This window comes from Streptomyces sp. NPDC002926, from assembly GCF_053591755.1.
Window position 1 is genome coordinate 41,325 of sequence record NZ_JBSFUK010000002.1, and the last position, 21,515, is coordinate 62,839.

The 21,515-nt window shown below is 68.9% G+C and carries 18 protein-coding genes and 4 tRNA genes; 9 read left to right on the forward strand and 13 right to left on the reverse strand.

Annotation, left to right across the window (positions count from 1 at the left end; translation table 11 throughout):
- Window positions 1-311: 311 nt before the first annotated feature.
- Genes ACWDZ6_RS03370 through ACWDZ6_RS03380 form a run of 3 tightly spaced genes read right to left on the reverse strand, consistent with a single transcriptional unit; the run spans window position 312 to window position 1,551 of the window.
- Window positions 312-674, reverse strand: coding sequence for a fluoride efflux transporter FluC (locus ACWDZ6_RS03370; protein ID WP_351460258.1), 363 nt, complete (start codon window positions 672-674; stop codon window positions 312-314).
- A complete protein-coding gene (locus ACWDZ6_RS03375; RefSeq protein WP_389179684.1) occupies window positions 671-1,204 on the reverse strand; it encodes a fluoride efflux transporter FluC in 534 nt (177 codons plus the stop codon). Before ACWDZ6_RS03375 ends, ACWDZ6_RS03370 begins: the two co-directional genes overlap by 4 nt.
- Entirely contained in the window at window positions 1,201-1,551 is a 351-nt protein-coding gene (locus ACWDZ6_RS03380; protein WP_326655284.1) for a metallopeptidase family protein, read from the reverse strand. The genes ACWDZ6_RS03375 and ACWDZ6_RS03380 overlap by 4 nt, the downstream gene beginning before the upstream one ends.
- Window positions 1,552-1,630: 79 nt before the next feature.
- Here ACWDZ6_RS03380 and ACWDZ6_RS03385 point away from each other — a divergent pair, with 79 nt between their 5' ends.
- The 7 genes from ACWDZ6_RS03385 (at window position 1,631) to ACWDZ6_RS03415 (ending at window position 8,301) form a co-directional block, all read left to right on the forward strand.
- Window positions 1,631-3,280, forward strand: coding sequence for a metallophosphoesterase family protein (locus tag ACWDZ6_RS03385; protein WP_451501503.1), 1,650 nt, complete (start codon window positions 1,631-1,633; stop codon window positions 3,278-3,280).
- Between the two features lie 64 nt (window positions 3,281-3,344).
- Window positions 3,345-3,417, forward strand: a tRNA-Glu gene (locus ACWDZ6_RS03390).
- A 39-nt stretch (window positions 3,418-3,456) separates the two neighbouring features.
- Window positions 3,457-3,531, forward strand: a tRNA-Asp gene (locus ACWDZ6_RS03395).
- A gap of 22 nt (window positions 3,532-3,553) precedes the next feature.
- A tRNA-Phe gene (locus ACWDZ6_RS03400) sits at window positions 3,554-3,627 on the forward strand.
- 230 nt (window positions 3,628-3,857) lie between these two features.
- Entirely contained in the window at window positions 3,858-7,793 is a 3,936-nt protein-coding gene (hrpA, locus tag ACWDZ6_RS03405) for an ATP-dependent RNA helicase HrpA (protein ID WP_451501504.1), read from the forward strand.
- A gap of 93 nt (window positions 7,794-7,886) precedes the next feature.
- Window positions 7,887-7,961 (forward strand) — tRNA-Asp (locus ACWDZ6_RS03410).
- Between the two features lie 145 nt (window positions 7,962-8,106).
- The gene (locus tag ACWDZ6_RS03415) at window positions 8,107-8,301 is read left to right on the forward strand and encodes a DUF6274 family protein (RefSeq protein ID WP_366733626.1); all 195 of its coding nucleotides are present in this window, start codon (window positions 8,107-8,109) and stop codon (window positions 8,299-8,301) included.
- A gap of 367 nt (window positions 8,302-8,668) precedes the next feature.
- Here the strand turns inward: ACWDZ6_RS03415 and bldC are convergent, their stop codons facing one another.
- Both bldC and ACWDZ6_RS03425 read right to left on the reverse strand, forming a co-directional pair.
- Window positions 8,669-8,875 (reverse strand): developmental transcriptional regulator BldC, encoded by a 207-nt coding sequence (bldC, locus tag ACWDZ6_RS03420; RefSeq protein WP_003949541.1) that lies wholly within the window; start codon window positions 8,873-8,875, stop codon window positions 8,669-8,671.
- A gap of 476 nt (window positions 8,876-9,351) precedes the next feature.
- On the reverse strand, window positions 9,352-10,191 hold the full coding sequence (locus ACWDZ6_RS03425) for a hypothetical protein (protein WP_451501505.1): 840 nt from the start codon (window positions 10,189-10,191) through the stop codon (window positions 9,352-9,354).
- 155 nt (window positions 10,192-10,346) lie between these two features.
- Between ACWDZ6_RS03425 and ACWDZ6_RS03430 the strand changes: the two genes are divergently transcribed.
- Both ACWDZ6_RS03430 and ACWDZ6_RS03435 read left to right on the forward strand, forming a co-directional pair.
- Entirely contained in the window at window positions 10,347-11,441 is a 1,095-nt protein-coding gene (locus tag ACWDZ6_RS03430; RefSeq protein WP_451501506.1) for a Leu/Phe/Val dehydrogenase, read from the forward strand.
- A 278-nt stretch (window positions 11,442-11,719) separates the two neighbouring features.
- A complete protein-coding gene (locus ACWDZ6_RS03435; RefSeq protein WP_307662491.1) occupies window positions 11,720-11,971 on the forward strand; it encodes a DUF3073 domain-containing protein in 252 nt (83 codons plus the stop codon).
- 84 nt (window positions 11,972-12,055) lie between these two features.
- Here the strand turns inward: ACWDZ6_RS03435 and purM are convergent, their stop codons facing one another.
- The 8 genes from purM to purS all read right to left on the reverse strand — a co-directional run bounded on the left by purM (window position 12,056) and on the right by purS (window position 21,505).
- Window positions 12,056-13,150, reverse strand: coding sequence for a phosphoribosylformylglycinamidine cyclo-ligase (purM, locus tag ACWDZ6_RS03440; RefSeq protein ID WP_326650937.1), 1,095 nt, complete (start codon window positions 13,148-13,150; stop codon window positions 12,056-12,058).
- A 33-nt stretch (window positions 13,151-13,183) separates the two neighbouring features.
- On the reverse strand, window positions 13,184-14,701 hold the full coding sequence (gene purF / locus ACWDZ6_RS03445; protein ID WP_389179701.1) for an amidophosphoribosyltransferase: 1,518 nt from the start codon (window positions 14,699-14,701) through the stop codon (window positions 13,184-13,186).
- 203 nt (window positions 14,702-14,904) lie between these two features.
- Window positions 14,905-15,705, reverse strand: a complete 801-nt coding sequence (locus ACWDZ6_RS03450; protein ID WP_451501507.1) for an META domain-containing protein — start codon at window positions 15,703-15,705, stop codon at window positions 14,905-14,907.
- A gap of 188 nt (window positions 15,706-15,893) precedes the next feature.
- Window positions 15,894-16,685, reverse strand: a complete 792-nt coding sequence (locus tag ACWDZ6_RS03455; protein ID WP_451501508.1) for a sterol carrier family protein — start codon at window positions 16,683-16,685, stop codon at window positions 15,894-15,896.
- A gap of 42 nt (window positions 16,686-16,727) precedes the next feature.
- On the reverse strand, window positions 16,728-18,071 hold the full coding sequence (locus ACWDZ6_RS03460; RefSeq protein ID WP_451501509.1) for a hypothetical protein: 1,344 nt from the start codon (window positions 18,069-18,071) through the stop codon (window positions 16,728-16,730).
- A 265-nt stretch (window positions 18,072-18,336) separates the two neighbouring features.
- Window positions 18,337-20,586 carry a phosphoribosylformylglycinamidine synthase subunit PurL gene (purL, locus tag ACWDZ6_RS03465; RefSeq protein ID WP_451501510.1) on the reverse strand — a complete coding sequence of 750 codons (2,250 nt, stop codon included), beginning with the start codon at window positions 20,584-20,586 and terminating at the stop codon, window positions 18,337-18,339.
- The gene (gene purQ / locus ACWDZ6_RS03470; protein ID WP_326650943.1) at window positions 20,583-21,263 is read right to left on the reverse strand and encodes a phosphoribosylformylglycinamidine synthase subunit PurQ; all 681 of its coding nucleotides are present in this window, start codon (window positions 21,261-21,263) and stop codon (window positions 20,583-20,585) included. Before purQ ends, purL begins: the two co-directional genes overlap by 4 nt.
- Window positions 21,260-21,505 (reverse strand): phosphoribosylformylglycinamidine synthase subunit PurS, encoded by a 246-nt coding sequence (gene purS / locus ACWDZ6_RS03475; protein ID WP_266379892.1) that lies wholly within the window; start codon window positions 21,503-21,505, stop codon window positions 21,260-21,262. Before purS ends, purQ begins: the two co-directional genes overlap by 4 nt.
- Between the last annotated feature and the right edge of the window lie 10 nt (window positions 21,506-21,515).

The window sequence follows — 21,515 nt, forward strand, 5'->3', positions numbered from 1 at the left end:
CGTCCGGCCCGCCGTGCGTGCCGCGGACCTGCCGACCGCCCGGTGCCCCGCTCCCGCCGTCCGGCTCGGCCACCACCCCGTGCCGGCCTGTCGAGGAATGGGGCGCCGGCTTCCGGCCTTCGTCGTCGCTCACGCTCATACAGCCTGACGAGGCCGCGACGGCCAGCGAGGCGGCGATCCAGACTGCCAGCCGGCCGGGGAAGGACAAGTGGACGGACGAATGACGCACGGGGGAGCACCTCCGGGGCACGGGACATGCGTTTCCCTGCCCAACTCCCTCTGCCCCACAAGGACACGCCCCCGCACGCCCCTTACGCCACCAGCCCGCGCGCCAACTCCGCGCCCAGGAACACCGATCCGAGCCCGACCAGCAGTGACGCGACCACATTCGCCGCCGCCAGGAATTTCCAGCCACGCTCGGCGAGCCGGAGCGTCTCGTACGAAAACGTCGAGTACGTCGTCAGCGCGCCGCACAGCCCCGTTCCCAGGAGCGCGTACGTCCCCGAGGACACGGCCGCGCCCGAGACCGCCCCCAGCACCAGACTCCCGGCCGCGTTGACCACGAAAGTCCCCCACGGGAATACCGAGTCGTGCCGCGCCTGCACCGCACGGTCCGTCAGATACCGCAGCGGCGCGCCGATTGCCGCGCCCACCGCCACCAGCAGCCAGTTCACGGTGTGACCACCCGCCGGGTCACTGCCCATCGGGTCACCGAGGCCGCCAGCCACACCGCGCCGAGCGCCCCGATCAGCGTCCCGGCCGCGTACCCGAGCGCTGTGTCCGCCTCCTCACGCTCCAGCAGGTCCGAGAAGTCCAGGGCGTATGTGGAGAAGGTCGTGAACCCGCCGAGCACCCCCACCCCGAGGAACGGCCGCACCAGCGGATGTGCCGCCCGGCCGCCCTCGCTGACCAGCACCATGAGCACCCCGATCAGCGCGCAGCCCAGCACATTGACCCAGAAGACCGCCCACGGGAACGATCCCTCGGCGGCGGGCCACAGCACCGTGGCCGCGTACCGTGCCAGGGTCCCCGCCACGCCGCCGGCGGAGATCGCCGCGAGCACCGGCCACTTGTGCCCGCCCGCGGTCTCCGCGCGCTGGGCCGGCACATGCAGATCGACATCCGGATCGATCGCCTCCGGGACGTCCGGAGCTTCCGGGGGATCAGGCACCTCGGGGACCTCCGGAAGGCCGGGCGGACTCATCCGTACCCCAGCGCATGCAGCCGCTCGTCGTCGATCCCGAAGTGATGGGCGATCTCGTGCACCACGGTGATCTCGGTCTCCGCGACCACGTCCTCGCGGGTCTCGCACATCCGCAGCGCCGGCCCGCGGTAGATGGTGATCCGGTCCGGCAGCACGCCCGCGTACCACTCACCGCGATCGGTGAGCGGAGTCCCCTCGTAGAGCCCGAGCAGCTCGGGATCGTCGACAGCCGGTTCGTCCTCGACGAACACCGCGACGTTGTCCATCAGCCGCGTCAGCTCCGGCGGGATCCTGTCCAGCGCCTCGGCGACCAGTTCCTCGAACTCCTCGCGCGTCATCTCCAGCACGTGGCCATTGTCACGTACGCCGTGCGAGCGCACCGTGCGACCCGGCATGGCCGCCCACCATCCTGGGCATACGGGACCAATGGCCCGCGACGCCCCGGAACCGATCCGCTCGATGCACGCCGCGCTCACCCGGCTCCAGCGCCACTACCGCTCGCGCCACACCGCCCCCACCAGCACCCTGGTCCACACCCCGCACCCATGGACCCGCGCCCTCGGCCTGACCGCCGTGGTCCTGCTCGGCGCCTGGCTCGGCCTGCTGATCGTCGGCAGCGTCCGTACGCCGGTGGGCCCGATGGACACCAGCATGACCCTGCGCCCGTCCCTGTCCGGCGGCACGAAGATCAACGTCTCGCCGCTCGGCGCCCTGGAGCTCGACTCCCATGTCGCACCCATCCGCCTCGACGTCGACGTCGACCAGCTCGACCCGGCCCGTTCCCAGGCCCTGGTCGAACACCCCGAACGGATCTCCGGACTCCAGGACGAGATCGCCCTCGACGTGGCGGACGGCACCACCGAGCTGGCCATACGCTCCTGCGTCGCCGTTGTCTCCGGCGCGACCGCACTGGGCCTCGCTGTCTACCGCCGCCCGCGCCGGGCACTCGCGGCGGGCGGTCTCGCGCTCGCGCTGCTGGCCGCCTCGGGCATCTCCGCGTACGCCACCTGGAACCCGAAGTCCGTCCTTGAGCCGAAGTTCTCCGGACTGCTGTCCAGCGCCCCCTCGGTCGTCGGCAACGCCCGCTCCATCGTCACCGAATTCGACGTGTACCAGCGGGAGTTGGCGCGCCTGGTCACCAATGTCACCAAGCTGTACGACGCGACCTCGACGCTCCCCGCCTACCAGCCGGACCCCGGCACGATGCGGGTGCTGCACGTCTCCGACATTCATCTCAACCCGGCGGCCTGGCACATCATCGGCTCACTCGTCGAGCAGTACGGAATCGACGTGATCATCGACTCCGGCGACACGATGGACCACGGCACCGCCGCAGAGAACGGGTTCCTCGACCCGATTCCCGACCTCGGCGCGCCCTACGTCTGGGTCCGCGGCAACCATGACTCCCGCATCACGCAGGCCTATATCTCCCGCCTCAAGAACGTGCACGTCCTCGACGACGGCAAGGCCGTCACCCTCGGAGGCCTGCGCATCGCGGGCAGCGGCGACCCCCAGTTCACCCCCGACCGCTCGATCGTCGCCCAGGGCGACCCGGCGGAACGCATGACGGGCATCCGCCTCGCCTCGGCCTTGCGCGACCAGCAGCGCGCCGGCACCCCGGTCGACATCGCGGTCGCCCACAACCCGGTGGCCGCGCGCGAGACCGACGGCGAGGTCCCACTGGCGCTGGCCGGCCATGTCCACCACCGCGAGACGGAGGTACTCCCCCACGGCACCCGCCTCAAGATCGAGGGCTCGACGGGCGGCGGAGGCCTGCGCGCGGTGCAGAACGACAAGCCGGAGAAGGTGCGGGCGTCGGTGCTCTATCTGGACCGTACGACCAGACGGCTGCAGGCATGGGACGAGATCACACTGGGGGGTCTGGGCCTGACGACGGCCGAGGTCAGCCGCCATCTTCCGGGGGAGAACCAGCCCGGGGCGACCCCGTCCCCGAGCAGCCCCTCCACCGGTCCCTCCGGGGCCGCCTCCACCGGTCCTCCCGGCTCCCCCTCCGGCCCTCCGACGGCGCTGTCCAGGGGGCGGCCCCCGGACCCCCGTAAACCGTTTTGGCGATAGCTCCCCACATCCCATATGCTTCTCACGTCCCCGACGCGCCGAAAGGCGCCCAGGTGGGCCCTTAGCCCTCATCGTCTAGTGGCCCAGGACGCCGCCCTTTCAAGGCGGTAGCACGGGTTCGAATCCCGTTGGGGGCACGCAACACCATGTGCGAGACTCGTGCTCGCACATTGCTTGGTCCTGTGGAGCAGCTTGGAGTGCTCGCCACCCTGTCAAGGTGGAGGCCGCGGGTTCAAATCCCGTCAGGACCGCTGCAGCTCGCAAGAGCTGCGTGGCTGGGTAGCTCAGTTGGTACGAGCGATCGCCTGAAAAGCGATAGGTCGCCGGTTCGACCCCGGCCCCAGCCACAGCCCGAGAGCCCCGGTCCTTCGCGGACCGGGGCTCTCGTCGTATTCAGGGAGCGGCGGATACTCGCTCTGTCGCGTCAGTGACGCCGGCAGGGCGGGACCGGGGACGTCCACTCGGGTCCGTTCCCTCCGCCCCGAACGAAACTGGACGGATCTGCTCCACACTGCATCAGCTCCTGGGCGAAATGCGTTCGCCAGTGCTTTCCCGGGGGTGCGATCCTGGGATCCGTATGTCTACTTCCTTCGCCGACCTTCAGACCCTGCTGGCCGGGGTGTCGCTGCGCGACGCCCAGCGGCTCGGCCGTCGTCTCGAGGGCGCCCGCCGTATCCGTAAGCCCGAGGCGCGGCAGGCCGTGCTGGACGAGATCGCCACCGAGGCCGAGCGCTCCGCCGCCCGCGTCACGCGGCGCGCCGGCCGCGTGCCCGAGGTCACGTACCCCGAGCAGCTGCCGGTCAGCCAGAAGAAGGACCTGATTCTCGAGGCGATACGGGACCACCAGGTCGTGATCGTCGCGGGCGAGACCGGTTCGGGCAAGACGACCCAGATCCCGAAGATCTGTCTGGAGCTGGGCCGGGGCGTGCGCGGCATGATCGGCCATACCCAGCCGCGCAGGCTCGCCGCCCGTACCGTGGCCGAACGCGTCGCGGAGGAGCTCCGTACCCCGCTCGGCGAGGCGGTCGGCTGGAAGGTCCGCTTCACCGACCAGGTCAACCAGGACGCCACCTTCGTCAAGCTGATGACGGACGGCATCCTCCTCGCCGAGATCCAGACGGACCGCGAGCTGCGCGCGTACGACACGATCATCATCGACGAGGCCCATGAGCGGTCCCTCAACATCGACTTCCTGCTCGGCTACCTCGCCCAGCTGCTGCCGAAGCGCCCCGACCTCAAGGTGATCATCACCTCCGCGACGATCGATCCGGAGCGCTTCTCGCGGCACTTCGGCGAGGCTCCGATCGTCGAGGTCAGCGGCCGTACGTACCCCGTCGAGGTCCGCTACCGCCCGCTCCTCGAGGACGACAGCGAGGAGTCCGACCGCGACCAGATCACCGCGATCTGCGACGCCGTCGAGGAGCTCCAGTCCGAGGGGAAGGGCGACATCCTCGTCTTCCTCTCCGGCGAGCGCGAGATCCGCGACACCGCGGACGCGCTCAACAAGAAGCAGTACAGATTCACCGAGGTGCTCCCGCTGTACGCACGGCTCTCGCACGCCGAGCAGCATCGCGTCTTCCAGCCGCACACCGGCCGCCGTATCGTCCTCGCCACGAACGTCGCCGAGACCTCGCTGACCGTTCCCGGCATCAAATACGTCATCGACCCGGGCACCGCACGTATCTCCCGCTACAGCCACCGCACCAAGGTCCAGCGACTGCCCATCGAGCGGATCAGCCAGGCCAGTGCCAACCAGCGCAAGGGACGCTGCGGCCGTACGTCCGACGGCATCTGCATCCGGCTCTACTCCGAGGACGACTTCCTCTCCCGTCCCGAGTTCACGGACGCCGAGATCCTCCGTACGAATCTGGCCTCCGTCATCCTCCAGATGACCGCGGCCGGCCTCGGCGACATCGAGAAGTTCCCCTTCCTCGACCCGCCGGACCACCGCAACATCCGCGACGGCGTCCAGCTCCTGCAGGAACTGGGCGCGTTCGACCCGGTCCAGAAGGATCCGAAGAAGAAGCTGACGCAGCTCGGCCGCAAGCTGAGCCAGCTGCCCGTCGACCCGCGACTGGCCCGCATGGTCATAGAGGCCGACAAGAACGGCTGTGTACGCGAGGTCATGGTGATCGCGGCCGCGCTCTCCATCCAGGACCCACGCGAGCGGCCCGCCGACAAGCAGACGCAGGCCGACCAGCAGCACGCCCGCTTCAAGGACGAGACCTCCGACTTCCTCGCCTTCCTCAACCTCTGGCGCTACATCCGCGAGCAGCAGAAGGAGCGCGGCTCCTCCAGCTTCCGCCGGATGTGCAAGCAGGAGTATCTGAACTTCCTGCGCATCCGCGAGTGGCAGGACATCTATGCCCAGCTGCGTACGGTCGCCAAGCAGATGGGCATGCATCTCGAGGAGCCCTCGACGGAGGCGGCTGCGCCCGAGCAGTCCGTCCACACCTCGCTGCTGGCGGGCCTGCTCTCGCACATCGGCCTCAAGGACACCGACAAGAACGAGTATCTGGGCGCCCGCAGCGCCAAGTTCGCGGTCTTCCCCGGCTCGGCGCTCTTCAAGAAGCCCCCGCGCTTCATCATGTCGGCGGAGCTCGTCGAGACCTCCCGGCTGTGGGCCCGCGTCAACGCCAGGGTCGAGCCGGAGTGGATCGAGCCGCTCGCCCAGCATCTGGTCAAGCGCACCTACAGCGAGCCGCACTGGGAGAAGGACGCGGCAGCGGTGATGGCGTACGAGCGGGTCACGCTGTACGGCGTGCCGATCGTCGCGCAGCGCAAGGTGAACTACGGACGGATCGACCCGGAGACGTCCCGTGACCTGTTCATCCGCAACGCACTCGTCGAGGGCGACTGGCGTACGCACCACAAGTTCTTCGCCGACAACCGCAAGCTCCTGACCGAGGTCGAGGAGCTGGAGCACCGCGCCCGGCGCCGCGACATCCTGGTGGACGACGAGACCCTCTTCGACTTCTACGACCAGCGGGTGCCCGAGCATGTCGTGTCGGGCGCGCACTTCGACTCCTGGTGGAAGCACACGCGCCGGGACGAGCCCGAACTTCTCGATTTCGAGCGCGAGATGCTCATCAACGAGAAGGCAGGATCGGTCACCAAGGACGACTATCCGGACTCCTGGCGCCAGGGTGCGCTGAAGTTCCGGGTGACGTACCAGTTCGAGCCGGGCGCGGACGCGGACGGCGTGACCGTTCACGTGCCTCTCCAGGTGCTGAACCAGGTCACCTCCGAGGGCTTCGACTGGCAGATCCCGGGTCTGCGCGAGGACGTGGTGATGGAGCTGATCCGCTCCCTCCCCAAGCCGATCCGCCGGCACTATGTCCCCGCCCCGAACTACGCGAGAGCGTTCCTCGAACGGGCCGTGCCCCTCCAGGAGGCGCTTCCCGTGACGCTCGCGCGCGAGCTGCAGCGCATGGTCGGCGTCCCGGTCACGGCCGACGACTTCGACCTGACCCGGATTCCCGATCACCTGAAGATCACGTTCCGGATCGTCGACGAGCGCCGCAAGAAGCTCGCGGAGAACAAGGACCTGGAAGCCCTGAAGCTCCAGCTGAAGCCGAAGGCGCGCCAGGCCCTCTCCCAGGCCGCGGCGGCCGCCACGTCCGGCCCCTCGGGGGAGTCCCTGGAGCGCACGGGTCTGACGGACTGGACGATCGGCACGCTGACCCGTGTCTTCGAGACCCGCAGGGCCGGCCAGCCGGTCAGGGCGTACCCGGCCCTGGTCGACGACGGTGCGGCCGTCTCCGTGCGCCTCTTCGACACCGAGGCCGAGCAGCAGCAGGCGATGTGGCGGGGCACGCGGCGGCTGATCCTCCTCAACATTCCGGTGAACCCAGCCAAGTTCGCCTCGGACAAGCTCAACAACCAGCAGAAGCTGGCGCTGTCCCGTAACCCTCACGGCTCGATCCAGGCGCTCTTCGACGACTGCGCCATGGCCGCGGCGGACAAGCTGATCGCCGACCACGGCGGTCCGGCCTGGGACGAGGAGTCGTTCCGCAAGCTGTACGACAAGGTGCGTGCCGACCTGGTCGACGCGACGGTACGGACCGTGGACCAGGTCCAGCAGATCCTGGCCGCCTGGCAGGCCTGCGAGCGCCGTCTGAAGGCCACGAACAGTCTGACGCTCGTCAGCAACGTCCAGGACGTGCGGGAGCAGCTCGCGGCCCTCATGCCGGCCGGCTTCGTCACCGGGACGGGCCTGCGGCGGCTGCCGGACCTGATGCGCTACCTGGTCGCGGTGGACCGCCGGCTGCAGCAGATGCCGACGGGCGTGCAGCGCGACACGACACGCATGGAGAAGGTCCACGAGATGCAGGACGAATACGCCTGGCTGCTGGAACAGATGCCGCAGGGCCGCCCGGTCCCGCAGGAGGTCCTGGACATCCGCTGGATGATCGAGGAGCTGCGTGTGAGCTACTTCGCGCACGCGCTGGGCACGGCCCAACCGGTCTCCGACAAGCGCATCGTCAAGGCGATCGACGCGGCGGCGCCATGACCGGCGGGGCTGCTTGCATCGAGTTCGACCGCACCCCCTGACCTGCTGTACAGTCTCTCTCGCAGCCAACGCACAACAGAGGCTGCGAAACCTGGTCCTGTGGAGCAGCTTGGAGTGCTCGCCACCCTGTCAAGGTGGAGGCCGCGGGTTCAAATCCCGTCAGGACCGCAGTAGATCGAAGGCCCGTATCCCCCAAGGATGCGGGCCTTTGTCGTGCCCTGCCGCACGCCGTGTCGGCACGGGCATCTTGACGGCGTCATCTGCCACGGGTACCCAATCACTAGGGGACGGCACACACCCGGAGGTGACGTGCATGGCGGCGTCCGCAGCGAGGCAGCACGAGACAAGGGCGCTTCTGCGCGCCCACCTGAAGGCCGCGTCCGGCTACCGGCATCTCACAAGGCACTGCCCGATCTGCCATCGCCTCCAGCGGCTCGCCATGGAACTGCCCGCTACCGCCCCCGCGCTCACTCCCGCGGCCGACGACGAAGGTCCCGCCACTGGGTGACCTACGACTCGTTCCCCGCCGGTTCTTGGGCGACAGGCCTGTCTTTGGCAAGAGTTGTGCGGTGTGACGGGTGTCACCGGGTGGGTTTTCGAAAGTGGGGAACTTACCCCCTTCTTACAAGCAACCAATTTAATATGTGCAATTGCACCACCCCTGGAGCATCTCCCCGCCCGCCGGCCGCCCCCACCCGCAACGGTGGTCACGGATCGCCCCAAGCCCGCGCCCGGGCATAAAAAAGATCGCGCTGGACCCGGCGGAGTCCAGCGCGATCAATGACGAAGTCTGTTGGGGCAGACGGCCGCCATGTGGCGCTATAGGTGGGCTTGTCCGGGATGGGGGTCCCGGAAATGCCCGATCAATGGGGTGTTCAGGCCTCGCTACGCTGCTGCGGAATACCCGCAAGCAGTGCGCGGACCTCTGCCTCGCGGTACCGACGATGTCCACCGAGCGTGCGGATGGACGTGAGCTTGCCAGCCTTGGCCCAACGGGTGACCGTCTTCGGGTCCACGCGGAACATCGTGGCAACCTCAGCCGGGGTCAGCAGCGGCTCGGCATCAGGGGTGCGAGCGGTCATGAGCGGCCTCCTCGGGAGAACCGAACCATCTCGGTTCTTTCCTCTAAATTCTGCACCTTGACCCGCGTTGCCCGAAATGGCGGACGCGGGTCGAGTCGGTTATAGGACGAACGGCTTGTCCTCGGCACTACAACTACACCATCTGTCCAGCCACGTCGGCCAAACCGATGGAATTGCCCTCTGAGGTGTTCATCAGCGGCGGAAGCCGATGGACCATGCCATAACGGACAGTCACGCCACAGTGACGATCAGTCACAGGATGATCAGGAGTCATCAGACCCCCCATAGAGTGCAATGCCGAGAATTCCGCCCTTACTTGGACGGAAGGAGCCCTCCCGGGGCTCCTTGTCCTATTTTGACACGAGGGTGGGTGATGGACGCAAGGGGCCAGTAAGTGCCGTCCGTCACGCTTGAGACAAAGGCCCGGATAGGGACCTACGTCCTGGACCGATGGGCTCAATGATCCTCAGAAGCACTCAATTTGCGAACTGAAGGTCTCTGACAGCCCGCCAGCGCTCCACAAGACGCGCATACGCCTCGCCCGCTCCGACACCATCTCCGGCCCGCAGCGCCGCGATCCCCTCGGCCACGTCCGCAGCCGAGCGGTCCTCGGCGAGCTGCGGCCCGGGAAGGGCGTGCACCAGGCCGCCGTAGTCCAGCTCGACCAGGGAGCGCGGATGGAATTCCTCCAGCCACCGCCCCACATCTACCAGGCCTTCTGTGAGCTGTCCCTCGTCGATCGTCTCTCTCAGCGTCTTCAGCGCGCGGGCCACCCGCCGCCGGGCCTGCACCATCGGCGTCCGGTAGCGCAGCACCGGCGCGGCGGGCCCGGCGGGCCCGTACTCGCGCTCCTCGTCCGAGAAGAGCGCGAACCAGCGCACCGGGATCTGCCAGACCGACGTCCTGATCCACGGCCGCGCGTCCGGGTTGCCCTCGCGCCACTGCTCGTAGTCCGCGGCCGCCTGCCCGCGCACCACCGGCGGCAGCACCGCGTCGAGGAGAGCCGCGGGAAGCTGCTCCGCCAGCTCCTCCAGGGCCAGCCAGCCGCGCAGCCGGGTCCGCCACGGGCAGACGCACACCACCCCGTCCACCTCCGTCACAAAGGCGTCACCGCTCTCGTGGACCGGCACCGGGACCGGCGGAGTGGGCAGCAAGTCGGCCAGCGAGCGCCGCAGTTCGTCCTGGGCGGTGGGTGTGGTCTCCCGACGGGCGTAGCGGGCCCAGTGGCCCCGCTCGGGCTCGGGAAAGGCCGCCAGCGGCTCGTACACCCGCAGGTAGGCCGCGTAGGGAACGAGGACCGAGGACAGCGCTGGCATGCCGCAAATCCTTCCACGCCGGTACTCCGCAAGGGGGTGATCCTCAGCACTGCGTCGGATCTACGCGCGCGTAGGACTTACCCTCGTCCCCAACTGGGCCTTCCCCACCCACAGGAGGGCCTTCCTCCGCCGCTTCGTACTTGGGAGTCACCACCGTGACCGATGTGACCGACGGCGTCCTGCACACCCTGTTCCAGTCGGATCAGGGCGGCCACGAGCAAGTCGTGCTGTGCCAGGACCGCGCCTCCGGCCTGAAGGCCGTCATCGCCATCCACTCGACCGCTCTGGGCCCTGCCCTGGGCGGCACCCGTTTCTACCCGTACGCCACCGAGGAAGAGGCCGTCGCGGACGCGCTGAACCTCTCCCGTGGGATGTCGTACAAGAACGCCATGGCCGGGCTGGACCACGGCGGCGGCAAGGCCGTGATCATCGGTGACTCCGCGGCGATGGACGCCGGGCAGCGGACAGAGCTTCTGCTCGCCTATGGCCGGTTCGTGGACTCGCTCGGTGGCCGCTATGTGACAGCGTGCGACGTCGGCACATACGTCGCCGACATGGACGTCGTGGCCCGGGAGACCCGGTGGGCCACCGGCCGCTCCCCGGAGAACGGCGGCGCGGGCGACTCGTCCGTGCTGACCGCGTACGGCGTCTTCCAGGGCATGCGGGCCTCGGCCCAGCACCTGTGGGGAGACCCGACGCTGCGCGGCCGCAAGGTCGGCATCGCGGGCGTCGGCAAGGTCGGTCACCACCTGGTCGAGCATCTGCTGTCGGACGGCGCCGAAGTCGTGATCACGGATGTACGGGAGGAGTCCGTCCGCCGGATCCTCGACAAGCACCCGGGCAAGGTCACCGCGGTCACCGACACGGACACTCTCATCCGCACCGAGGGCCTGGACGTCTACGCTCCGTGTGCGCTCGGCGGCGCGCTGAACGACGACTCCGTGCCCGCGCTCACCGCGAAGGTGGTCTGCGGCGCCGCCAACAACCAGCTCGAGCACCCGGGCGTGGAGAAGGACCTCGCGGACCGCGGGATCCTCTACGCCCCCGACTACGTCGTGAACGCCGGCGGCGTGATCCAGGTCGCCGACGAGCTGCACGGCTTCGACTTCGACCGGTGCAAGGCGAAGGCGTCGAAGATCTTCGACACCACGCTGGCCATATTCGCACGCGCGAAGGAAGACGGGATTCCGCCGGCCGCGGCGGCCGACCGGATCGCCGAGCAGCGCATGGCGGAGGCCCGCCGGCGCTGATCCTCGCGGGGCCGGCCCGCCGACCCGGGAGACAAGACTCACCCCGGTCGGCGGGTCGACTGCCGAGAAGAGGTTAAAATCGCAGTTGACCAGCGAGGACGGGGCTCCTCGAGGGTCCTGCGAAGTGGCACGTCATGCGGGCGGCGTACCGTATGGCCGCGGAAGCAGGTACCGTTGAAGTCCTACGGACCGGTCTCTCCAAGGAGAGTCCGTTCCGAATTATGAACGCGTGTCAAGACTCTGGGGCCGTCGAGCCCCGTCACCGAGGGGGTCGAGCCATGGGGCGCGGCCGGGCCAAGGCCAAGCAGACGAAGGTCGCCCGCCAGCTGAAGTACAACAGCGGCGGGACTGACCTGTCGCGTCTGGCCAATGAGCTGGGCGCATCGCCTTCGAGTCAACCACCGAACGCTGAGCCGTTCGAGGACGACGACGAGGAAGATGACCCGTACGCACAGTACGCGGATCTGTACAACGACGACGATGACGAGGACGACGAGTCCGGTCCGTCGTCGCAGCGCCGCGGCGCTTGACGTACGAACACCTCAAAAAGCATTGCCACGTGACCCGGTCCGAGGCCCACGCCCCGGACCGGGTTTCGCGCTGCCCGTTCGGGCTCAGCCCGCGTAGTCGCCCGTGAGCGTCGCGCCCGTGGTGTGCTCGCCGCGCTCGGTGATCTCTCCCGCGACCCAGGCGTCGACGCCGCGGTCCGCGAGCGTGGTCAGCGCCACGTCCACCGACTCCTCGGGGACAACGGCGATCATGCCGACGCCCATGTTGAGGGTCTTCTCCAGCTCGAGCCGCTCTACCTGACCGGCCTTGCCGACGAGGTCGAAGACCGCGCCGGGGGTCCAGGTCGAACGGTCGACGACCGCGTGCAGGCTGTCCGGGATGACCCGGGCCAGGTTGTTGGCAAGGCCGCCGCCGGTGATGTGGCTGAAAGCGTGCACCTCGGTGGTCCGGGTGAGCGCCAGGCAGTCCAGCGAGTAGATCTTGGTGGGCTCGAGAAGCTCCTCGCCCAGCGTCCGCCCGAACTCCTCGATCTGCTGGTCCAGGGACATCCTGGCGCGGTCGAAGACGACATGGCGGACCAGCGAGTACCCGTTGGAGTGAAGGCCGGAGGACGCCATGGCGATGACCGCGTCACCCGTACGGATACGATCCGCGCCGAGCAGCCGGTCGGCCTCCACCACGCCCGTACCGGCGCCCGCGACGTCGAAGTCGTCCTCGCCCAGCAGTCCGGGGTGCTCGGCGGTCTCGCCGCCGACCAGCGCGCAGCCGGCCAGCACACAGCCCTCGGCGATGCCCTTGACGATGGCGGCGACACGCTCGGGGTGGACCTTGCCGACGCAGATGTAGTCGGTCATGAAGAGCGGCTCGGCGCCGCAGACGACCAGGTCGTCGACGACCATGCCGACGAGGTCGTGGCCGATCGTGTCGTACACGCCCATCTTGCGGGCGAGATCGACCTTCGTGCCGACGCCGTCGGTGGCCGAGGCGAGCAGCGGACGCTCGTAGCGCTTGAGGGCGGAGGCGTCGAAGAGGCCGGCGAAACCGCCGAGGCCGCCGAGGACCTCGGGGCGCTGCGTCTTCTTCACCCACTCCTTCATCAGCTCGACGGCGCGGTCGCCGGCTTCGATGTCGACGCCCGCGGCTGCGTAACTGGCACCGGCGCCCGCGTGCGGAGCACGCTCAAAAGACTCAGCTGTCATGGCGGAGAGAACTTTCGTGTCGTACTGCAGGGCTTACGGGCGACGGAGCGCGTCGGCGGCATCGGCGCCGCCCGCCAGCTCCGTCTCCAGAAGCTGCTTGCCGAGCAGCTCGGGGTCGGGAAGGTCCATCGGGTACTCGCCGTCGAAGCAGGCACGGCAGAGATTCGGCTTCGCGATGGTGGTCGCCTCGATCATCCCGTCGAGCGAGATGTACGAGAGCGAGTCCGCGCCCAGCGAAGCGCCGATCTCCTCGATGGTCATGCCGTTGGCGATGAGCTCGGCGCGGGTCGCGAAGTCGATGCCGAAGAAGCAGGGCCACTTCACCGGCGGGGACGAGATCCGGATGTGGACCTCTGCCGCGCCGGCCTCGCGGAGCATCTTCACCAGCGCGCGCTGGGTGTTGCCGCGGACGATCGAGTCGTCGACGACCACCAGGCGCTTGCCCCGGATGACTTCCTTGAGCGGGTTCAGCTTGAGGCGGATGCCCAGCTGGCGGATGGTCTGGGACGGCTGGATGAAAGTGCGGCCGACGTAGGCGTTCTTCACCAGGCCGGAGCCGTAGGGGATTCCGCTCGCCTCGGCGTAGCCGATCGCGGCGGGGGTGCCGGACTCCGGCGTCGCTATGACCAGGTCCGCGTCGGCCGGGGCTTCCTTGGCGAGCCTGCGGCCCATCTCCACACGGGAGAGATAGACGTTGCGGCCCGCGATGTCGGTGTCGGGGCGGGCCAGGTAGACGTACTCGAAAACACAGCCCTTCGGCTTCGCGTCCGCGAATCGGGAAGTGCGGAGGCCGTTCTCGTCGATGGCGATGAGCTCGCCCGGCTCGATCTCGCGAACGTAGGTTGCGCCGCAGATGTCGAGGGCGGCGGACTCGCTCGCGACGACCCAGCCGCGGTCGAGGCGGCCGAGTACGAGCGGGCGGATGCCCTGCGGGTCGCGGGCCGCGTACAGGGTGCCCTCGTCCATGAAGACGAGCGAGAAGGCTCCCCTGACGTCGGGCAGCACCTTGGCTGCGGCCGCCTCCACGGTCAGCGGCTTGCCGTCGTCGTCGACCTGGCCCGCGAGGAGTGCGGTGATCAGATCGGTGTCATTGGTCGCTGCGACCTGGGTGGCCCGGCCGTTCTCCTTGGGGAGCTCGGCGACCATCTCGGCGAGCTGGGCGGTATTGACCAGATTTCCGTTGTGGCCGAGCGCGATGGAGCCGTTGGCGGTTGCCCGGAAGGTCGGCTGCGCGTTCTCCCACACGGAAGCGCCCGTGGTCGAGTAGCGGGCGTGACCGACCGCGATATGACCCCGGAGGGAGCCGAGGGAAGTTTCGTCGAAGACCTGCGAGACCAGGCCCATGTCCTTGAATACGAGGATCTGTGAGCCGTTGCTCACCGCGATTCCCGCGGACTCCTGACCTCGATGTTGGAGGGCATAGAGCCCGAAGTAAGTGAGCTTCGCGACCTCTTCGCCCGGGGCCCAGACACCGAAGACGCCACAAGCGTCTTGGGGGCCCTTCTCACCGGGGAGCAGGTCGTGGTTGAGTCGTCCGTCACCACGTGGCACGGCACCGAGTGTAGGCGAGATCGACCACTGGTCCGAATTGGGGATGCCCGGGGGCCACGCGTGGGGGTCGTCCGGGGCGGTTCCGACCGGCGCACGGCGGCTTTACGGGTGTCCATCGAGGGGTCCACATCGCGAGACTCCATTGGCATGTACACGAGGTTTCAGGGTGGCTCGCGGCTACCCGCGTCCCGTACCCGGGCTGATCACTTCTGGGCGGCGCTCGCGGCCAGTCCCTTGCCGTCCGGCGCGGTGAGGGACAGGCCGCGGTGCCGCAGCTGGTACGTCACCGTGCCGTGGAGGACCTTGAGCAGTTCGCGCTCCAGATTCATCTCGGGACCCGGGCACATCTTCCTGGTGGTTGCGAGGCGGCCGAAGGTGATGCTGGCGCCGCTGATCTTCGCGGTGCTGTGGAAGGTGTTGCAGCCGAGGCTGCCCTGTACGGACCCGTCCTTGGTGAAGGTCAGATACGCCTTCTTGTCGGTACCGGCGGGCAGGGACGACGCGGTCCCGGCGGAGAGGAGTGAGTTCACCGACCATGTGGTGCCCACCAGCGGGGCCGGTCGCTCCGAGGTCAGGGCGATGGAGTCGCCCTTCTCGGTGGTCAGGGTGAGCTTCTCGTCGGTGATCTTCGCCTTGAGCTTGCCGGAGAAGGCGGCACGCAGTGTGTCCTCGAAGCCCTGGATGTCCTTGGCACAGGCCATCTCGGTCATCTCAGCCGGGCTCACGGTGACCGTGTCGCCCTCGACCTTGACGTCCGCCCCGAAGTGGTTGCAGCCGTAGTTGCCCTGGGCCTTGCCCTTGTCCGTGATCTCGACCTGGGCGCCGGGCGGCGCCGCGGTCTTCTTGCCACCGACGGTCACGCTGTCGACGGACCACTGGACGCCGGTGAGGGGCAGATCGGTCCTGACCGAGCCGCCGCCGGAGCCGGAACCCGGCTCCGTGCCGCAGGCGGCAAGGGCGAGGAGTGCCAGGACGGTGACAGGGATGCTCAGCTGGTTCCGCATACCGTTGGGACGGGGGACGTGTGGCTCTGGTTCCCGCCACTGGTTCTTTCCACCGGGTTGAGCCGCGGCGTTCAGCCGAACGGTTCAGTGGCTGCGTTCAGGCGAACTTTTCGGCCGCTGCGTTCAGGCGAACCGTTCAGAGGCTACGTTCAGGCGAATCGTTCAGTCGCTGGGTTCAGCCGCTGCGTTCAGCCGAGGATCGGCAGCAGCGCCGAGAGGTCGGCGCGCTCGCCACTCGCGCTGACCTTCGCCGCCCCGAGCGCCTCGGCCCATCCGGTACGCCCGGTGGCGAGCCGGATCCAGGTCAGCGGGTCGGTCTCGACGACATTGGACGGGGTACCGCGCGTGTGCCGCGGGCCTTCGACGCACTGCACGACCGCGAACGGCGGCACCCGCACCTCGGTGGATGCCCCGGGGGCCTTCACCGCGAGAGCGTCGGCGAGGAGCCGGGTGCAGGCGGCGAGCGCCTGTCGGTCGTACGGGATGCCGAGGCCTGTCGCGTCGTTCAAGTCGTCTGTGTGAACGATGAGTTCGACGGTGCGGGTGACGAGGAAGTCGCCGAGGCGCATCGCGCCGACGCGGGTGGCGAGCAGTCGGCTGTCGGACGCGCCGGGCAGCAACTCGGCGAGCCGGGCGGCAGTTCGCACATAGAGCTCTTCGGGCTCGGCGCTCGCCGCGATCTCCTTGGTGTCGTCGGAGACCTTCCCGGCGAACGCGACGGTCGCGAACGGCCAGTCCAGCAAGTCGACTTCCTGCCTGGCGGGCTCGCGCTGCCCGAGACTCCGGCCGACCGCTCCGACGGCCATGGTGATGTGCCCGGCCAGATCACGCACGGTCCAGTCGCCGAGGCGGGTGGGCAGGGCGAGCTGCTCGGGCGTGAGCGTGCCCACCGCCTGCCGTACGTTCTCGAACTGGGCGAGGACGGCGGCGCGGATCTTTGCGGGGTCGTAGCTGCGCGTGCGCTTCTTGGCCGGTGGCATGAGACCGACATTAAGGGGTGGGTACGACAGCGGGCGGGGCGTTCACTCCTTGGCGAAGTCCGCGGGCTCGGGGACCTTCACGTCCACGCAGCCGCGGCGGACGGCGACATCGTCCACGTACGCACGGAACAGGGCGCCGAGCCGCTTCCGGGCGACCTTGTTATAGTCGTCCGCCACGGTCAGGGTGTGCACCGCCGGTACGCCACGGCAGACGGACGAGGCCCACCACACACCGGCCTCCGGATGGCCGCCGGCGGTGCCGGGCGCCAGGTGGCGCTGCTCGGACCTCCGGGTGATTCCGGCGTCCGAGTAGACGATCTTCGCCTCGTCCCCGAACCACGAGTCCAGGGCGAGCCACCACGGGTCGTAGCCATGGATCCCGTCGTCGGCCTCCACACCGCTCGCCTCCGCGGCGCGCCCGGCCGCGGACGGGCTGAGCGCCAGCAGGCACCGCTCGCTCGTGGCCTGCCCGGCGGCCGGTGTGGCGAGAGCCCGGTCCGGGAGATTCCCGCGGGCCGAGGTGCGCAGCAGCCGCGGGTACCAGGCGCAGGTTCCGTCCGCCCGCCCGGCCGGGGCGAGACGGCTGCTCGGTACGTCGAGGATGGTGTGGGGCGCGTCGGGCACCTCGGCCGCGCAGCCGAGCCTGTCGGCGGCCTTGCGCGCCGCGCGCACGGCGATGTCGGCAAGGCGTGCCCGGTCGGCCTTCGACGTCCGCGTCTCCTCGTACATCGCCTTGGCATCGACGGTCAGGGACGTCAGGCCGGCCTTCGAAGTCGGCTTCGAGCAGACCGCGGTGACCGAGACCGTGTCGTCGTCGAACGAGCCGAGGCTGCCGTCATCGCCGAGGGGCTGGTCCGGTACGTAGTCCGCGGCGCTCGTGATGTCGTCCGGCCGCCGGCGGTCGAAGCGATCGCCGAACGGCTCCTCCTCGTGCGCGCCCACGATGTTCCCGTACTCCTCGTTCGGCCGCGGAGTGAAAGCCAGGGCGAAGTACCCGTAACTGGTACCGGGTTTGCCGACCCGGTATATCTCGCACGCCCCGGGCGCCGTCGGCGGATCCAGGTCGAAGCGGTCGTCGTCGGAACTGCCCGCCTTCGCACGGACGATCCCGCCGCCCAGGTCCATGACCGCGGTCGGATCGACCACGTCCCCACAGGCCTCGGCGATCGCCTTCTCGCTGGCCGCCCGGTCGCGGTGCTCGTCGTACTCCAGCCAGAACCCCCAGCAGGCGGCCCCGATCCCGGCCACCGCGACAGCGCACAGCAGCCGGTTGACCGCGTTGCGCCGACGGCTACCGCGATCCGGAAATCGCCGCGGCGCGCGGTGGGGAAACGCTATGTGCGAGCCCGGGTCGTCCGGCCAGCGTGACACGTGCGGGTGGTTCATCGACTCCGGCTCCCCGTAGGACGGCACGGCCGCCGAAGCTATCAGGCGTGGACGTCCGGCTTCCCGGCGGTGAGCGATTTCCCGTTCCCCGGAACGCCGATACCGCGCCGACGGAAACGGAATTCCCCGCACCGTATTCAGGCCGGGGCCGTCCATACCGATTTCACTGATCTCGGTGCCTTCGAGCCCGGCCGGTCCGGCTGCCGAACGACCGAGCCCCTGCCCGGGGTGGACCCGGACAGGGACTCGATCGATCGGTGATGCGTCAGACCAGCAGACCGGGGATGGTCTCCTCGTGCGCCGTACGGAGCTCGCTCAGCGGGATGCTGAACTCGCCCTGCACCTCCACGTCCTCGCCGTCCACGACACCGATACGCGTCGCGGGCAGACCCCGCGCCCCGCACATGTCGTTGAAGCGGAGCTCCTCGCTGCGCGGCACGGCCACCACCGCACGCCCCGCCGACTCGCTGAACAGCAAGGTGAAGGCGTCGAGCCCGTCCGGGACGACCAGCCGCGCGCCCGTACGGCCGCGCAGGCACGACTCGACGACGGCCTGGATCAGACCGCCGTCCGACAGGTCGTGCGCCGCGTCGATCATGCCGTCACGGGAGGCCGAGATCAGGATGTCGCCGAGCAGCTTCTCGCGGTCCAGGTCGACGGCCGGCGGCAGCCCGCCGAGATGGTCGTGGACGACCTGGGACCAGGCCGAGCCGCCGAACTCCTCACGCGTGTCGCCCAGCAGGTAGAGGAGCTGGCCCTCTTCCTTGAAGGCGATCGGCGTACGGCGGTTCACGTCGTCGATCACGCCGAGCACCGCGACCACGGGCGTCGGGTGGATGGCGACGTCGCCGGTCTGGTTGTAGAGCGAGACATTGCCGCCGGTCACCGGGGTGCCGAGCTGCAGGCAGCCGTCCGCGAGACCGCGCGTGGCCTCGGCGAACTGCCACATGACGGCCGGGTCCTCGGGCGAACCGAAGTTCAGGCAGTCCGAGATGGCGAGCGGCTTGGCGCCGGAGGCGGCGACATTGCGGTAGGCCTCGGCCAGCGCAAGCTGCGCGCCCGTGTACGGGTCGAGCTTCGCGTACCGGCCATTGCCGTCGGTCGCCATGGCCACGCCCAGGTTCGACTCCGCGTCGATCCGGATCATGCCCGCGTCCTCGGGCTGGGCCAGCACGGTGTTGCCCTGCACGAAACGGTCGTACTGGTCGGTGATCCAGGACTTCGAGGCCTGGTTCGGCGAAGCGACCAGCTTGAGCACCTGCTCGCGCAGCTCCTCGGACGTGGCCGGCCGGGGAAGCTTGTTCGCGTCGTCGGCCTGGAGCGCGTCCTGCCACTCCGGACGGGCGTACGGACGGTGGTACGTCGGGCCCTCATGGGCCACCGACCGCGGCGGTACGTCCACGATCTGCTCGCCGTGCCAGAAGATCTCGAGCCGCTCGCCCTCGGTCACCTCACCGATGACGGTGGCGATGACGTCCCACTTCTCGCAGATCTCGAGGAAGCGCCCGACCTTCTCCGGCTCCACGATCGCGCACATGCGCTCCTGCGACTCGCTCATGAGGATCTCCTCGGGCGAGAGGGTCGCATCGCGCAGCGGCACGGTGTCGAGCTCGACCCGCATACCGCCGGAGCCGGCGCTCGCGAGCTCGCTCGTCGCGCAGGACAGCCCGGCACCGCCGAGGTCCTGGATACCCGCGACCAGCTTCTCCTTGAAGATCTCGAGAGTGCACTCGATGAGGAGCTTCTCCTGGAACGGGTCGCCGACCTGGACGGCCGGGCGCTTGGCCGGGCCGGTCGACTCGAAGGTCTCGGAGGCCAGCACGGAGACCCCGCCGATACCGTCGCCGCCGGTGCGGGCGCCGTAGAGGATAACCTTGTTGCCGGGGCCGGACGCCTTCGCGAGGTGGATGTCCTCGTGCTTCATCACGCCGATACAGCCGGCGTTGACCAGCGGGTTGCCCTGGTAGCACTCGTCGAAGACGACCTCGCCGCCGATGTTCGGCAGGCCGAGGCAGTTGCCGTAGCCGCCGATGCCCGCGACGACTCCGGGCAGCACCCGCTTGGTGTCGGGGTGGTCGGCCGCGCCGAAGCGCAGCGGGTCCACGACCGCGACCGGACGGGCACCCATGGCGAGGATGTCGCGGACGATGCCGCCGACGCCGGTGGCCGCGCCCTGGTAGGGCTCGATGTAGCTCGGGTGGTTGTGCGACTCGACCTTGAAGGTGACCGCATAACCCTGGCCGACGTCGACGACGCCCGCGTTCTCGCCGATGCCGACGAGCATGGCGTCGTTCTCGGGAACCTTCTCGCCGAACTGCTTCAGATGGACCTTGCTGCTCTTGTACGAGCAGTGCTCGGACCACATGACGGAGTACATGGCGAGCTCGGCGCCGGTCGGGCGGCGCTCGAGGATCTCGCGGATACGCGCGTACTCGTCCTGCTTGAGGCCGAGTTCCTTCCAGGGCTGCTCGACGTCGGGCGTCTCGGTGGCGTGCTTGACGGTGTCGAGAGTCATGCGGAGACCAGCTTCTTCAGGATCGAGGTGAAGAATCCGAGGCCGTCGGTGCGGCCCGTACCGATCAGCGGCTCGACGGCGTGCTCGGGGTGCGGCATCAGACCGACGACATTGCCCGCGGCGTTGGTGATGCCGGCGATGTCACGGAGCGAGCCGTTCGGATTGAAGTCGAGATAACGGAAGGCGACCCGGCCCTCGGCCTCGAGCTCGTCGAGCGTGTGCTCGTCGGCGACGTACCGCCCGTCCATGTTCTTCAGCGGGATCTGGATCTCCTGACCGGCGGTGTAGTCCGCCGTCCAGGCCGTCTCGCTCGTCTCCACCCGCAGCTTCTGCTCGCGGCAGATGAAATGGAGGTGGTTGTTCTGGAGCATCGCGCCCGGCAGCAGATGCGACTCGGTGAGGATCTGGAAGCCGTTGCAGATACCGAGGACCGGCAGGCCGGCCTTGGCCTGCTCGATGATCGTCTCCATCACCGGCGAGAAGCGGGCGATGGCTCCGGCCCGCAGATAGTCGCCGTAGGAGAAGCCTCCGGCGAGGACCACGGCGTCGACCTGCTTGAGGTCCTTGTCGCGATGCCAGAGCGATACGGGTTCGGCGCCCGCGAGCCGGACGGCGCGCAGGCTGTCCTTGTCGTCGAGCGTGCCGGGGAAGGTGACGACGCCGATACGGGCGGTCACGACTCCACCTTCACGACGAAGTCCTCGATGACGGTGTTGGCGAGGAACGTTTCGGCCATCTCGTGGATGCGGGCGAGGGCGGCGTCATCGACCGGCCCCTCCACCTCCAGCTCGAAGCGCTTTCCCTGACGGACGTCCGCGATCCCCTCGAATCCGAGGCGGGGCAGTGCGCGCTGCACCGCTTGGCCCTGGGGGTCGAGGATCTCGGGCTTGAGCATGACGTCGACTACGACGCGTGCCACGGGCACTCCC

Bases quoted from the DNA above. Each gene is read 5' to 3' on its own strand.
- purM (WP_326650937.1), bottom strand. From the start codon at position 13,150: ATGACAGCTGAGTCTTTTGAGCGTGCTCCGCACGCGGGCGCCGGTGCC.
- ACWDZ6_RS03435 (WP_307662491.1), top strand. From the start codon at position 11,720: ATGGGGCGCGGCCGGGCCAAGGCCAAGCAGACGAAGGTCGCCCGCCAG.
- ACWDZ6_RS03425 (WP_451501505.1), bottom strand. From the start codon at position 10,191: ATGCCAGCGCTGTCCTCGGTCCTCGTTCCCTACGCGGCCTACCTGCGG.
- hrpA (WP_451501504.1), top strand. From the start codon at position 3,858: ATGTCTACTTCCTTCGCCGACCTTCAGACCCTGCTGGCCGGGGTGTCG.
- ACWDZ6_RS03455 (WP_451501508.1), bottom strand. From the start codon at position 16,685: ATGCCACCGGCCAAGAAGCGCACGCGCAGCTACGACCCCGCAAAGATC.
- bldC (WP_003949541.1), bottom strand. From the start codon at position 8,875: ATGACCGCTCGCACCCCTGATGCCGAGCCGCTGCTGACCCCGGCTGAG.
- purL (WP_451501510.1), bottom strand. From the start codon at position 20,586: ATGACTCTCGACACCGTCAAGCACGCCACCGAGACGCCCGACGTCGAG.
- ACWDZ6_RS03450 (WP_451501507.1), bottom strand. From the start codon at position 15,705: ATGCGGAACCAGCTGAGCATCCCTGTCACCGTCCTGGCACTCCTCGCC.
- ACWDZ6_RS03460 (WP_451501509.1), bottom strand. From the start codon at position 18,071: ATGAACCACCCGCACGTGTCACGCTGGCCGGACGACCCGGGCTCGCAC.
- ACWDZ6_RS03415 (WP_366733626.1), top strand. From the start codon at position 8,107: ATGGCGGCGTCCGCAGCGAGGCAGCACGAGACAAGGGCGCTTCTGCGC.
- ACWDZ6_RS03375 (WP_389179684.1), bottom strand. From the start codon at position 1,204: ATGAGTCCGCCCGGCCTTCCGGAGGTCCCCGAGGTGCCTGATCCCCCG.
- ACWDZ6_RS03385 (WP_451501503.1), top strand. From the start codon at position 1,631: ATGGCCCGCGACGCCCCGGAACCGATCCGCTCGATGCACGCCGCGCTC.